General features: G+C 63.1%; 9 protein-coding genes. 4 read left to right on the forward strand and 5 right to left on the reverse strand.

Annotated elements, in window-relative coordinates; translation table 11 throughout:
- Together HALO32_RS02690 and HALO32_RS02695 are read left to right on the forward strand one after the other, a co-directional pair.
- The coding region (locus HALO32_RS02690) for an anaerobic ribonucleoside-triphosphate reductase activating protein (RefSeq protein ID WP_325063447.1) at positions 1-759 on the forward strand (759 nt) is incomplete at its 5' end.
- 283 nt (positions 760-1,042) lie between these two features.
- A complete protein-coding gene (locus HALO32_RS02695) occupies positions 1,043-2,272 on the forward strand; it encodes a DUF4236 domain-containing protein (RefSeq protein WP_151442255.1) in 1,230 nt (409 codons plus the stop codon).
- A gap of 22 nt (positions 2,273-2,294) precedes the next feature.
- Here the strand turns inward: HALO32_RS02695 and HALO32_RS02700 are convergent, their stop codons facing one another.
- From HALO32_RS02700 to HALO32_RS02720, 5 genes are all read right to left on the reverse strand, one after another.
- Positions 2,295-5,114, reverse strand: a complete 2,820-nt coding sequence (locus tag HALO32_RS02700) for a BPTD_3080 family restriction endonuclease (protein WP_151442256.1) — start codon at positions 5,112-5,114, stop codon at positions 2,295-2,297.
- On the reverse strand, positions 5,111-6,997 hold the full coding sequence (locus HALO32_RS02705) for an RNA-binding domain-containing protein (protein WP_151442257.1): 1,887 nt from the start codon (positions 6,995-6,997) through the stop codon (positions 5,111-5,113). The genes HALO32_RS02700 and HALO32_RS02705 overlap by 4 nt, the downstream gene beginning before the upstream one ends.
- Positions 6,998-7,000: 3 nt before the next feature.
- Entirely contained in the window at positions 7,001-10,321 is a 3,321-nt protein-coding gene (locus HALO32_RS02710; RefSeq protein WP_151442258.1) for a site-specific DNA-methyltransferase, read from the reverse strand.
- A 356-nt stretch (positions 10,322-10,677) separates the two neighbouring features.
- Entirely contained in the window at positions 10,678-11,877 is a 1,200-nt protein-coding gene (locus tag HALO32_RS02715; RefSeq protein WP_225809686.1) for an MFS transporter, read from the reverse strand.
- A gap of 45 nt (positions 11,878-11,922) precedes the next feature.
- On the reverse strand, positions 11,923-12,273 hold the full coding sequence (locus tag HALO32_RS02720) for a DsrE/DsrF/TusD sulfur relay family protein (protein WP_225809688.1): 351 nt from the start codon (positions 12,271-12,273) through the stop codon (positions 11,923-11,925).
- A gap of 115 nt (positions 12,274-12,388) precedes the next feature.
- Between HALO32_RS02720 and HALO32_RS02725 the strand changes: the two genes are divergently transcribed.
- Together HALO32_RS02725 and HALO32_RS02730 are read left to right on the forward strand one after the other, a co-directional pair.
- A complete protein-coding gene (locus HALO32_RS02725; protein ID WP_151442260.1) occupies positions 12,389-13,045 on the forward strand; it encodes an ArsR/SmtB family transcription factor in 657 nt (218 codons plus the stop codon).
- 15 nt (positions 13,046-13,060) lie between these two features.
- A complete protein-coding gene (locus tag HALO32_RS02730; protein WP_151442261.1) occupies positions 13,061-13,879 on the forward strand; it encodes a sterol desaturase family protein in 819 nt (272 codons plus the stop codon).
- The last annotated feature ends 235 nt before the right edge of the window (positions 13,880-14,114 follow it).

The following is a 14,114-nucleotide window of genomic DNA, read 5'->3' on the forward strand; positions in this document are numbered from 1 at the left end:
CGCCGACCCCGGGGCGCCTGCCTGGAAGCGCCCATGTCTGATTTCGACCCCCGCCGGCCGCATCTCCCCGTGGCCGGCCTGACCCCCATGACCACCCTGGACTATCCCGACCACCTGGCCGCCGTGATCTTCCTGCAGGGCTGCCCCTTGCGCTGCGGCTACTGCCACAACCCGCAGATGCTCGAACCGGGAAGGGCCAGGCCCGATGAGTGGGCGGAGGTCGAGGCCTTCCTCGAGACGCGCCGGGGCCTGCTGGAAGGGGTGGTGTTCAGCGGAGGTGAGCCCACATTGCACGCCGACCTGCCGCTGGCCGCCGCGCGAGTCCGCGCCCTGGGCTTCAAGGTCGGGCTGCACACCGCCGGCGTCTACCCCCGGCGCCTGGCGGCGATGCTGCCCTATCTCGACTGGGTGGGGCTGGACGTGAAGGGGCCAGACGCGCACTTCGACGCCATCGTCGGCCGCCCCGGCATGGGCGCCGCCCATCGGGAGAGCCTGGTCCAACTGCTGGCCAGCAAAGTGGCATTCGAATGTCGCACCACGGTCCACTGGCGCGACCTCGAACTGGAAGAGCTGCACTGCCTGGCCCTGGACCTCGCCGCACAAGGTGTGGCGCGCTATGCCATCCAGGTAGCGCGCCCGGGCCAGTGTCTGGACGACGCCTATGCCCGCCCGGTGACGTCGGCCCCCTCGACCGCCGAGCTTCACGAACTCGTGCATCGCCTCAAGCCTGCCTTCCGTCGCCTGGAACTGCGTGGATGAGTGGCCTGGATACGACCGGCCAGTGGAGTTGTCGATACTGGCTTCCCGGCCGTCGGCCTGGCCATGCTGGAACGCCGGGGCTAGGTGTGATCTCTCGGTTTGTCATGCCCCCCAGCACGCTGGTATTCAGCCGATACCGGGTGCTGGACAGGTTTCTCTCGAGGTAGTGGAGAGCTGCCTCTAACCCTCTGACTCTACTGTTTCTTGCGATACTTGCTATCAGCAATGTACCACGCCAGTGCAGAATGAAAGGCTGTCTGCATCTACCGACAAGGAGGTCGCTGTGGGCTTTCGTTTCCAGCGCCGTATCACCCTCGCGCCGGGCATCCGGCTGAACCTGAGCAAGCGAGGACTCGGTCTCTCCGTGGGCCCGCGGGGAGCCAGCCTCAGCGTGGGGCAGAGTGGCGTGCACGGCCATGCCGGCATTCCTGGCACCGGCCTAGCCTATCGGCAGAAGCTGAATACCCGAAACCGGGGCGCGTCCAGCTCTAGCGGTGGCACCGTGGGCTCCAGTCCCGCTGCCGCTCTTGATGCGCTACTGGCAGATGGCGAACAGCTCCCAGTCCAGCTCGAGATCGAAGCAGAAGGCAGCATTCAATACTTCCATGGCGATGGCACGCCGATGAGCGATGACGAGGCCCGCGTGCTGCGGCGGCACGCCAGGGAGTCGCTTCGCGAGCAGTTGGCGCACCACTGCGAACGCCTCAACGCGGATCTTGACCGGCTAGGCCAGTTGCACGAGGAAACGCCTCATCCGGGCAAGAATGGCTACGCCAGCCAGGCGTTCACCGACGCTCCGCCGTCGCCGCCGCAACATCAGCAGCCAGCCTGGTGGCACGTTCTATGGCCGCCAGCAAAGCGGCGTATAGCGCAGGAGAACCGTCGCCGCCAGGCGGCGTTCGAGGAAGCTTACCGAGACTGGGAGTGGTGCAAGGCGGAGCATGATGCGGCGGAGTTTGCTCGCCAGCACCGGGAAGCCGAGGAGGTGTGGCATGACACGGACGCCATGGAGCAGACCCTGCGAGAGCGTCTGGAAGAGATCGAATGGCCTCGTGAAACCGCGATCGACTTCGACCTTGGCAGCGACGTCAGCACCATTGCCGTGGACATCGAGCTTCCCGGCGAGGATGAGATGCCAGACCGCTACTGGACCATGCCCGCCAAGCAGGTAAAGCTCACCCCTCGCGAGCTGAGTGATACCCGGCAGCGCAAGCTCTACCGGGATCATGTACATGGCATCGCCTTTCGCGTGCTAGGCGCTGTATTCGCCCGCCTGCCCGCTGTACAGGAGGCGCGCATTTCCGGCTATCGCCAGATCACCGACCCCGCCACCGGAGGGGAGCGAGATCAGTACCTGTTCAGCGTAAAGGTCACCCGCACGCAGTGGGGAAAGATCCACTTCGACAAGCTGGATCAGGTCGACCCGGTCGCGGCCATGGAGGCCTTCACCCTGCGTCGCGACATGACCAAGACCGGCATCTTCCGCGACATCGAGCCGTTCATGCTGGTGTAGGCCAGACTGCACGGCTCCTTCTCTAGAGATGCCTCTCGATGACATCACGAGCCTTTGCCGGCTCGAACACGGTGTCGAAGGTCCACTGACCGAAGCCGCCCTGCTCGTTGACGGCTTTCACCCAGGTCTCCATGGCGGCACGCTTCTCGGCGTTCTGCTGGCTGTCCTGGCCCTTCACCTCGAGCACTAGCGTCTTGCCGTTGGTAAGACGGATCAGATAGTCGGGCACGAAGTTGCGCGATGAGCCCCGCCAGAGGTAGCGCACCTTGAAGTCGAGGTGGTCATTCTTGGCCCAGGCGGCAATGCTGGGGTGGTCTTCGCAGACGTCGGCGACCATCTTCTCCCAGGTGCTGTCGTAGACGACATGGCTGATCTGGGAGCGCTCGGTTGGCGCGCAGGGCTTGGTGGTGAGCCAGGGCCGCATGTAGGCGGTGGCCCCGATGGGCTGGTGCTCATCGAAGATCAGCTCCTGACGCTCCACGTTCTGTTCGGTGACGTGGCGATTCACATGGCCCACCACGGTGTCCATGTTCAGGGCAAAGAGCAGACGGCGGCGCACCGGGTTCTGATGCCAGAGACTGGGGATATCCAGCTTGTCGCTGGAGAGAAACTGCTCGACCAGCCGGATCAGCTGCACCGCGAGGTACTGCTTGTCGCCACCGAAGGTGGCCTGGTTCTGCAGGTAGAGCTTGCGGGCCGCACGGAAGATCAGATTCTGCAGCCGGAACTCCTCCACCGCTCGCTCGAGGTCGATCTCGGTGACCATGGCCAGGTTAGGGGAGCCGGTCAGCGAGGGAGCGATATCCGCATTGAGCGGGGTCTGGGCCGGGTCGAGGGGCAGCGTGGGTACACTCTGCCAGTCGATCACCAGCTCCGGCTTGAGCACGTTGTCGATACGATCGACGTTGGGCCAGCGGATTTCCAGGTGGTTGCGACCAGGCTCGACTCCGATGCGCACGCTTGGTTTGGGCGGCGGGGGGGCCTCGCCGCCTTCGCTGGCGTCCTGGAAGATGGAGAGCGGCACGCCAAAGACGTTGACGTACTCGGGGAGAAACTTGCGATCGGCGTCCATGTCATGGGAGACGCGACGCAGCCCGCGCCCGATTACCTGCTCGCACAGCAGCTGACTGGTGAAAGCACGCAGCCCCATGATGTGGGTGACGTTGGCGGCGTCCCAGCCCTCGGAGAGCATGGCCACCGAGATGACGTTCTGAAGATACTGCCCCGGCTGGCCGCGCTTGCCTACAGTGTCGACCAGGGCGCGCAGCTGTTCCTCCTGCTTCATGGCCAGCAGGTCGGCCTCCTTGTCGGCAGGGAGCTTGGCGGCCTTGATGAGGGCCTCCAGCCGGGCGGCATACTGCTTGTCCTTGGTGCTGGTGGTTTCTCCCTGTTCGGCCTTCTCGAGCACCTTGGAATCCACCCGCAGGGTGGCATCCGGGGCCTGGGTATCCTGGATCAGGCAGTCGCCGCCGTTGAAGAAGTTCTCGATGCGCGCTGCGGTCTCGGTGCGGTTGCAGACGGTGAGCATCACCGGGGGAATGGTGTGGCCGGCCGCCTCCCACTGGTTCCGGGTTTCCTTCCAGTCGTAGGCCAGCAGGGCGTAGGCCTTCTGTACCAGGTCGGGCAGCGGGGCGGTGGCTTCGGCCCGGCGGTTGAGGTCTTCCTTCACCTCATCCTCGCGGTAGAGGTGGTAGAGCTTGCTGGCGTAGGTCTTGGCGTTGGCCAGGGCATCGTCGCGCACCACCACCCGCGGAGTCTTCACCAGCCCGGCCTCGATGGCGTCGTTGAGGCCGAAGTCGGAGACGATCCACTCGAACAGGCCGGACTCGGTGTTGCTCTTGCCGGTGGGGGCGAAGGGTGTGGCGGAGAGGTCGAAGCAGCGGCGGATGCGACGGGTCTTGTGGATGCGGTCCAGCCCCTCGATCCAGCGGGTGGCCTCCTCCAGGTCGATGCCCAGCTCCTCGGCCTGCTTCTTGCTGACCTTGGATTCGGCCTGCTGGCGATAGGCGTGGTGGGCCTCGTCGTTGATCACGATGAGGTCGCGCTCGTTGGCCAGCGACCCCAGCACCCGGCGGGTGAAGGCCTCGTCGCTCTCCTTGCCCTTCTTGACCACGGAGCGGGTCTGCTCCTTCAACGGCATCAGGGTGTGCCAGTTCTCGATGACGAGCTCGACCCGGTTGAGCTGCTGCCGCATGGCTTCGTTGGGGCAGAGATTGAACTCGTCATAGACGTTCTGGGGGTGGCCTGGCTTCAAGACCTGCAGGCGACTCTTCACCGTGAGCCCCGGGGTGACGATCAGCACCGCCTTGGAGAAACGGCGGTCCTTGGGGTAATGGATGGCGTTGAGGGTCTGCCAGGTGATGATCAGCGATATCACTGAGGTCTTGCCGGAGCCGGTGGCCATCTTGTTGCAGATGCGCTCCCAGGGGCCGCCGTCACCGCTGAGGAAGATGCCCTGGCGGTAGGGCTCCTGGGCTTCCAGCCACCAGATCAGGGTCTCGATGGCCTCGAGCTGGCAGAAGTAGAACGGGTACTGGCGCGGCCCGCCCTCCCAGCGACAGGCATCCGGGTCCCAGTCACCGCGTTCTATCCAGTGATAGAGAAGTTGGCGACTGACGCTGGTGATGCCGGGGTAGCCATCCGCCCGCCACTCATCGACGCGCTGCCGGATGCGGTTGACCTGCTCCAGGGGCTCGGTGCGCTGGGTGTTGTTGCGGGTGTCGAAGATCTCGTAGGCCGCCGGGCGACGGCCCTGCTGGAGGTTCATCTGCTTGCCGTCGCGCTCCCAGTAGGTCGAGGGGGCATCGTAGGGCGAGTTGATGATCAGTGATTGGGTCGTCATTCGGTAACTCCTTCTACCGTGCGATAGCCCTGCCGGCTGTGGTTCGGGACATTGGGGTAGCGCAGCTGCAGCTTGCCAGCCTTGACCAGGGGGGCGATGTGGCGCTCACCAATATTCTTGGGCGAGCGACGGAGCAGGTCAGACAGCTGAGCAAGTGTGAGGAATCGGCCTCGGCAGAGGAGGAGTAATGTGGCCTGCATCGTCTCCGGTGGTGTGCGCCTGGTTTCCGCGACTGGGGCGGCGATCCGCTCTAGCTCTTCCCATATCGGAACGTCCTTGCCGGTATCGCTATGCGGTAAGTGCTCCTCACTGTGGGGGGAGCTAGCGTCCTTGTGGGGGGAGCGAGTGTCCTTGTGGGGGAAGCTGGCTTCCACTTGCAGGATCGTTGGGGCCGCCAGGGGCAGCGTGTAGTAAGCCCCTCTGTTGCGCCCATGAGGTACCAGCATGCCCTTCTCCACCAGGCCGCTGAGCATCTGGGTGATATCGACCCGGTGCAGGGTCAGCATCTCCTGCAGGCGACGGTTGGTGACCTGCTGCTCCAGGACGGCGATGACCAGCGTCTGGGCCTCGTCGGGGGAGAGTGCCTCGAAAGCCTGGCCGAAGCGCTGTTGCAGTTGTGCCAGCACGTCCTCGGGCATCACGCTGATCAGCGGCAGGGTGAGGATCACGCGATCAGGCCGCAGGGTTTCCTTCAGGCTGGGCGGCTGCCACAGGTGGGCGTGCCAGCTACGCCGTATCTTGTCGAGGCCGGAGCCCGCCTTGTCGCCCACCCCGAGCAGTTGGAACATCAATTGCAGCGACTTGCTGCGACACTCGCTGACGCCCCCCGTCATCAACTGCTCCTGGGAGAGCAGCAGGGTGCCGGGGTTGGAGAACTCGAAGCGCTCCTTGAAGCGATCGACCACGATGCCGCCCTGGCCGGTGTGGTCGGCATGGATCAGGGCGTTGACCAGGGCCTCCGTCAGCGCCTCGTGAGCATCGCTCTGGGCGCGACGGTCGGGCCGGAAGGGCACCTTGAGGGCAGGATCATGGCTGAGCTTCTGTACGACGCGCTGGTAGAACTGGAAGAGGTTGGCTTCCCAGGTGCCGTCGATGGTGAGGCGATCGCTCCAGCGGATGTCGTCGTCCTCGGCCAGGCGCTCGCGGTAGTCGAGATGAAAGCCCGGCACAGCCAAGGGATCCTGGATGGCCTGCGTCTGGCCGAACATCAGCAGCCCCGCCAGGGTCAGCCCCTCCTGCTGAGTGCGGCGATCCTTGCGCCACCCTCCGAGCTTGGTCAGCAGGCCGAGGTCATCCTCGGTCAGCCAGGCATGGTTGGGGTCGCGTGAGGCCATGCGATTGCGGTATTGCTTGAGCGAGGCGGTGTCGAGGTCGTCGAAACCGAAGTACTCGAGGATGCGGCTGTCCACGGGCTCCTGGTCGAGGCGGTCGGCGAACATGCGCTGCACCTCGGCCTCGTTGCAGCGGAAGTTGCCCTCGTGGTTGCGGCGGTAGCTGCCCTTGAAGGGGTCGACGCCGATATAGACCGGCCGCTCGCTGCGTGTGGCACGGGGCACCTCGATCACCAGGATGGCGTCGCCCTGGTAGATCTCGACGCTGACGTGGTGCTCCTGGAGAATATTGGCGCTGACCTTCTGGGGGTTATTGAGCGTGACCCAGAATTCACCGCGCAGCTTATCCACATCCGCCTCAGTGAGACCGGCGGTGGATGGCCCGTCATCACCCTCCTTCACCCCCAGGTAGAGCGTGCCACCCGCGGTGTTGGCGAAGGCGCTGTAGGTCTCCCACAGGCTCTTGGGCAGCCCGCCCCGGGCTGCCTTGTACTCGGTATCGACTCCCTCATGGCGAGCCAGCACCTCGAAAAGGCTGGTGTGCTGTGTCATGGGTCAGTCCAGCCGAACGACTTTCAGCGATTCGATGCCGCGATTATCGACAATCTTCACTGCCAGGCTTTGATTCTTGCCGGGCTCAAAGGGCAACGACTTGGTGCCGTGAAACTCGTTCAGCAGCTCTTCGTTGAGCTCGGCTCGGATATCCTTCTTGAGCTTGAACCAGCCCTCCTGCTTGCCGGCCATCGGGAAGAACACCTGACGGGGGTAGAGGGAGCGGTCGTCGTAGTCGGTGTCCAGCTCCCATACGGCGATGTCGCGCTTGCCACCGGACTTCAGCTCGCCGGTTTTGGTGTCGAAATAGTCGAAGCCATGCACCTCGACCTGCAGCTTGCCGTCCTTCAGCTCATGCACCTCGACGTCCGGCTGGCCCATCAGCCAGAAGGACTCGTTGCTGCGAGCGTTCTTCTTGAGGTCCTCGGTGAGCAGGTCGGTATTCATCTGCACCTTGAGGGCCTGGATGCCCTTGATGCTGTCGATGTCCTTGGCGGCTTCTGGATCGAAGGTAAAGGAGCAGAACACCAGCAGCCTGGGCGTCGGGAAGAGGTCGCCGGCCTCGTTCTTGGCGATCTCCACCTGGCGTTGCTCCAGGGCGGCGTACTCGGGGCCGAAACTGACGGCGACTCGGTCACCGGTCTCGGCCACCGTACCCACGGCGTGCAGGTACTTGGCGCCGGGCAGGGTCTCCAGGTCCATCAACTTGAGATGCTGACCGCCCTTGCCGCGGATACCGGCCTTGAGCAGCTCCTCGCGCCACTGGGCATGGCGAGAGGTCGCCCCGGAGCGCGCCACGGCGACGTCGGCCTCCTTGGGCTGCTCGGCCTCGTCCAGGCCCAGCACGGTGGCGAAAGGCACCGCCTCAACGGTGAAGGGGCCGGTGATGCGCAGCTTGTCGCGGCTTACCTCGGGCTGGTCGTAGAGGACCTCCTGGCCGGCATGGTTGGCGATGCTCTCGTCCATGCGGCGCTGCATGGCCTGGCGGGCGCTGTGGAAAGCGTCAAAGAACGTTTTAGTGGCCTCCGGCCACTCGTCGGGATAATCGAAGGGGACCTCCCACTCGAGCAGTTCGTTGACCTTGGCGGTCTCCTCCGAAGGGAGCGTGACCGTCTTGCTGTCGGGGGCGGAGAAGTCGACCTTGTCGCCCTTGCGGCCGCCCTCGGTAACGGTAAAGGTAATGGGCTCGCCCTTGACCGAATGACCTTGGAGAGAGTCGTTCAGCTCGGCAAGCGCCTGCTCGATGGCCGGATGGTGCTGCTCGTAGACCTGGTCGATCTCCGGGTTGTGCGCGATCGACTTCAACATAATGTGCGGTACGGTCTTGTAGATGAAGCCGCCGCCAAGCCCCTCCTGCGGGTACTTGAGCTCGTAGTAGTCGTAGCTGGCGGTCATCAGGCGCTGCTTGGCCAGGGTCACGGCCACCCGGGAGGTATCGCAGGTAACCCAGCGCCGGCCCCACTTCTCGGCGACATAGGCGGTGGTGCCGGAGCCGCAGGTGGGGTCCAGTACCAGGTCGCCAGGATCGGTGGTCATCAGGAGGCAACGCTGAATAGCCTCGGCCGCCGTTTGAACCACATAAACTTTTTTACCGGTAAATCCTCTCTCACCTAGGCCGAGCCAAAGATTAGACCTAGGGGTCTGGCCAAAATCATCCAGCATCATTCGATATTCAATTCTATTTCCAATCTGGATGATCCTATTGGCCTTAAGAAGTCTTTTTAGCCCTTCCTCCGATGTTTTCCAATGATTATTGGCAGCAATCTCCCACTTCTCCCCAAAGCACTCAAACGGATCATTGCCAGCATCCGAAGAACCATCGGAAACTAACGGGGTGCCATCAAAAACCTTATAATGAGCAGGAAGCGAACCAGGATGTTCCTTTTCTTTTTTGTCCATGCTCCGCCACTTAAGGCTTCTTTCATCAAAAATAAGAGTATACCCAGTAGCCCCTTTCTCCCCTGGCTGCTTCGGTGTTGTCAATTGACGATACTTGGTGTCTTTTATGCTTTTTGAATACCAGATAATGTAATCACACACAGAGGGCAGAAGGCTAGAAGGCTGACCTCCCGTTTTATCAAAGGCAATCATTCCGGCAAAGTTTTTAACGCCAAAAACTTCATCCAACAAAGACCTTACCAAATGAACGTTTTCATCAGAAATTTGAACAAAAACAGAGCCCCTTTCACTGAGCAGCTCCCTCGCCAGAAGTAGCCGGTCACGCAGATAGGTCAGGTAGGAGTGAATGCCCAGTTCCCAGGTATCCCGGAAGGCCTTGATCATCTCCGGCTCCTGGGTCAGGTCTTCATCCTTGCGATCCTTGACGTCGCGCTTGTGGGTAAACGGCTGGAAATTGGAGCCATACTTGATGCCGTAGGGCGGGTCGATATAGATCATCTGCACCTGCCCGGCCATGCCCTCCTTCTGCAGCATGGAGTTCATCACCAGCAGGGAGTCGCCGGCGATCAGGCGGTTCGCCCAGTCGCGCTCGTGCTTGTAGAAGTCGATGGCCTCGCGTAGCGGGAGGTTCTCGAAGGGGGCGTGGAACATGTCTGGCTGGAAGGCACTACCACCCTTCTTGCCGGCCTTCATGCGCTTTTGCACTTCGCCTAGGATCGTCGCCGGGTCGATGCGCTCGTGAACGTGCAGGGAGACGGTATCCACCTCGAAGCTGGTGCGCTCGGCCTTGCCGGTCCACTGCAGGTAGGGCGACTGTAGCCGCTTGAGCTCTTCGAGGGCGGCTTTCATTTGTGCCTGGTCACCAGAGGCCAGGGCATCGTCGATCAGAGTCTCGACCTGGGCACGGGTGGCGGAGGAATCGAACTGCAGCTCCGGGTCCAGGTGCGGGTCGTAGGCCCAGGTGGTGGTCTCCTCCACGCCGTCACTGGCGGTATCCACCATGCCCACGTGGGGGTTGTTCTTGCGCTTCTCGTCGTAGCGGTAGGAGAGCACCTCGGCCTGATCAGGCTTCTTCTGGCGCGGCTTGGTGGTCCGCTTCGGCTTGGCCTGCTGCTGGTTCAGCGGCAGTTCGGCTGGGACCTCCTGCATCTGCAGGGTGAGGTCAGGGGGCGTGGTGTCAGGGGTCGAGGCTTCTTGCGGTGCCGAAGGAGAGAGACGGAACACGGAGCCGCCCCGGCCGCGCCCCTTGCCCAGCACACCCTCTGTGACCAACGCATCGCGAACCCGCTCGTAGTCTTCCTCTTCTACCCTGGCATACAGCTTGGCCGCCATCAGATTGCGAAGCCGCAAGTTCCCTATGGTGCCGCCGTCTTCGGGCAGGAGTAAGAGAAGCAGCTCGCGTAGCTGGGCGTCGGTCTGGCTCATGGGGCGTCCCTGTCGTTCTGGCGGCGATGAATGCGCTTAGCCGGCTGATGATAGAGGCCATCATGGTGAATCGGCAGGGTGGCCGCAAGGCGCGAGGTCAAGGACGGTTATCGAGACGGGGGCTGCTGTGAATGCGTTAAGACGAGGCGTTACCAATGGCAGGGTGACGGGCAATAACCAAATATCGGTTTTGGCTTATATAAGGTGATATTGGCGCTTGGATTCCCGAGAGGTGGAGCTGGTTTTCCGCTAGAGCCGTCGCGAGTCATCATGATCGCGACAACCCGCGCCGCCCTGGGAAGCGGACAAATCCCTGGAACTGGTCGAGATCGGCGCCCGCCTGGCCGGCTCGGCAGTTAGCCGGTCTGCTGGTTGGCGAGCCGGCGTCGCCCTTGCCACCACAGAGTGGCCAGGGCCACCAGCAGCACCGGTGGCAGCATCGCCAGGTTGAGGGCTTCCCAGCCCAGCCGGTGAAGCAGCTGCCCGGCCATCAGTGAGCCGATGGCCACCAGCGAGAAAATGATCAGGTCGTTGATGCCCTGCACCTTGCCGCGTTCGGGCTCTGAATGGACGGTGGAGAGCAGGGCGCTGCCGCCGATGAACAGGAAGTTCCAGCCAACGCCCAGCAGCACCAGCGACACCCAGAAGTGGGTGATGCTGAGACCCATCACCGCCACCGCTGCCGAACCGGCCAGCAGCGCGGCCCCCGTCAGCAGGATACGGTCGACACCGAAGCGCATGATCAGGCTGCCGGTGAAGAACGACGGGCCGAACATGCCCAGCACGTGGGATTGCATGATGAACACCACCTGGCCCATAGAGAAGTCGTTGGCGCGCATCGCCAGTGGTGTGGCGGTCATCACCAGGATCATGACGGCATAGCCGATGGCTCCAGCTAGCACCGCCACCAGAAAGCCTGGCTGGCCGGCAATGACGCTCATCGGGCGTGAGGTTTCGCCGGGCTGCGGTTCACCGCTGGCGGGTACCCTGAGTTGGCTTAACAGACCGATGGCCACCAGGGCGAGGACAGCGATTACCAGATAGGGGCCACCCGAGGGAACGCTGGCGATCCAGTGCTGTGCCGCACTGGCGTTCCAGGGGCCGAGAAAGGCTGCCACCACGCCGCCAGCCATCACGAAGGAGATGGCGCGACTACGAAACGCCGGGCTGGCCACGTCGATCGCAGCGAAGCGGTAGTACATGGCAAAGCCCTGATAGAGGCCGAGCAGCAGGTTGCCGGCACAGAACAGCCAGAAGGAACCCGCGGCGATGCCGGCAAAGCTGACCAGCCCGCCCCCCATGCCGCCAAGGGTAGCGCCGCTCATGAAGCCGAGGCGCCGACCGACGCGCTTCATGAACAGCGAGGCGGGCAGCGTCGTGACCACTGTGCCCACCATCATCGCGGCAATGGGCAGGGTGGCCAGTGCTGGGTCGGGGGCAAGCTGCTGACCGACCACTCCGCTCAGGGTCATCACCGTCACAATGGCGATCATGAACAGGGTCTGGCCGGTGACCAGGATGGCCACGTTGAGTATTTCGCGGGGCAGTGTCGACATCGGCAGGGCTCCTTGTCGGGACGATGTAGGTAGCAGGGTGCGTCCTTAGAAGACCAGCACCTTGTCGGCCTGCTCGGTGGCTTCGGCCAGGGCATCCATGGTGCTGCGCTCGGCGCCTTTCACTACCTCGTCGTCGGTGAGGCCACGGGCATCCATGCAGGTCCCGCACAGCAGCACCTGACCCTTGGTAGTGACCCGCTTGAGCATGCGTTCGGTATTGTAGAAGCCGTCCGGTGTCTTCTGACCGCTCTTGGCGCCGGAGACGGCATCGCCCATCAGGAAGACCGTGACCTCCGCTTCGCGTTTGATCAGCGCATGGGCCAGGCGCAGGCCGTTGTATAGGCGCTCGGTGCCATAGGGCGGGTCGTTGATGATGATCAGCGTCTTCATGGTCATGGTTCCTCCTTATTCGTTCAATGAAACAATTGAATGATGGAAATATGCTATCCTGTTGTCAAGCGATTGGATATCCTTTCGTGTCTTTTACGGGAGAGTGTGAGTGGAGAGTGCGATGACGTCACAACAGGACCTCTTCGATACGTTGGCGCAGGTTGCCCGCGCTCTGGGCAATGGCCATCGCCTGGCATTGCTCGAGCGATTGGCGCAGTCCAGCGCTGCCGTGGAGACGCTGGCCACCGCCACCGATCTCTCCATCGGCAACGCGTCGCAGCATCTGCAGCAGCTCCGGCGAGCCGGCCTGGTCACGGCCAGTCGCTCCGGCAAGCAGATGATCTATCGGCTGACCGACGAGCGGATCATCACCCTGCTGGCGCTGCTCAGGCAGGTGGCCGAGACTAACCTGGCCGAGATGGAGCGGCTGGTGAGCCAGCTATTTGCCGAAGACGATGCGAGTGAAGCCCTGGAAGCCGTATCGAGTCGTGAGCTTCTGGCCGCCCTGGAGCGCGGCGAGGTGGCCTTGCTTGACGTGCGCCCCGCGGACGAATATCAGGCGGGTCACCTGCCCGAGGCGATCAACATCCCGCTGGAGCAGTTGGAGGCAATGCTTGATGATCTGCCCCGCGACAAGGAGATCGTGGCTTACTGCCGAGGCCCTTACTGCGCCCTCTCGCACGAAGCCGTACAGCGCCTTCGCCAGCTGGGGTATCGAGTCAGGCGTTTCGAGGAGGGCTACCCCGAATGGAAAGCCGCGGGCCTGCCCGTAATGTAGTGGGTAAGGGTTGTCATGAATGACACATTGATGACGCATGAGCCGTGGATCCGGATCACTGCCTTCGGCAGTGTCCTGCTGCTGATGGCCGTTTGGGAAGTTCTTGCCGCACGGCGGCCTCAGAGTGTTCGTCGCTGGCAGCGCTGGCCAAGCAACCTGCTGATCGTCGTCCTGGACACGCTAGCGGTTCGCCTGGTCTTTCCCCTGGCCGCCGTCGGCGCGGCCATGCTCGCTGCCGAGCGGGGTTGGGGACTGTTCAATGGGGTCGCCGCTCCGATGTGGCTGGCGGTACTGGCGTCCGTGGTGGTGCTGGATATGGCCATCTACTTTCAGCATCGACTGTTCCATGCTGTTCCCTGGCTGTGGCGCCTGCACCGCATGCACCATGCGGACCTGGAATTCGACGTGACCACGGGGCTTCGCTTCCACCCCCTGGAGATTCTGCTTTCGATGGGCATCAAGCTCGCTGTGGTGACCCTGCTTGGGGCGCCGGCGCTGGCGGTGCTGATCTTCGAGGTCGTACTCAATGCCACCTCGATGTTCAACCACGGCAATGTGCGCCTGCCCGCCAGGGCCGACCGCTGGCTGCGCCTGGTGGTGGTCACCCCGGACATGCACCGGGTCCATCACTCCATCATCCGTCGGGAAACCGACAGCAACTTCGGCTTCAACCTGCCCTGGTGGGATCGGCTGTTCGGCACCTATAGAGACCAGCCCGCCGCCGGGCACCTCGGCATGACGATCGGCATCGAGGTGTTCAGAGACGTGCAAGACCTGCGTCTGGACCGCATGCTGCTTCAGCCCTTTGTGAATCCTCCTCGGGACGTGAAGTGACGGCGGCTTTGAGCAAACCAGCCGCGCCATCGCCACTTCATTCGACGCTTCTACAAGTTTCCGTTCTACCTGCGCCGGGCGGCCATCGAGTTCGTCAAGGGCCAGGTGTCCAGCTACCTGTCCCGCTATCGGGCCTAGCAGGTGGGTGAACGAAAGCATCGGCATGCCCGGCCACCGCGCTTTAACCCGGCCGCCGGCTGCTACCCGACGAGGTGTTGCGGGCAGCTAATCAAGT

The organism is Halomonas lysinitropha (assembly GCF_902500215.1).
Classification (GTDB): Bacteria; Pseudomonadota; Gammaproteobacteria; order Pseudomonadales; family Halomonadaceae; genus Halomonas; species Halomonas lysinitropha.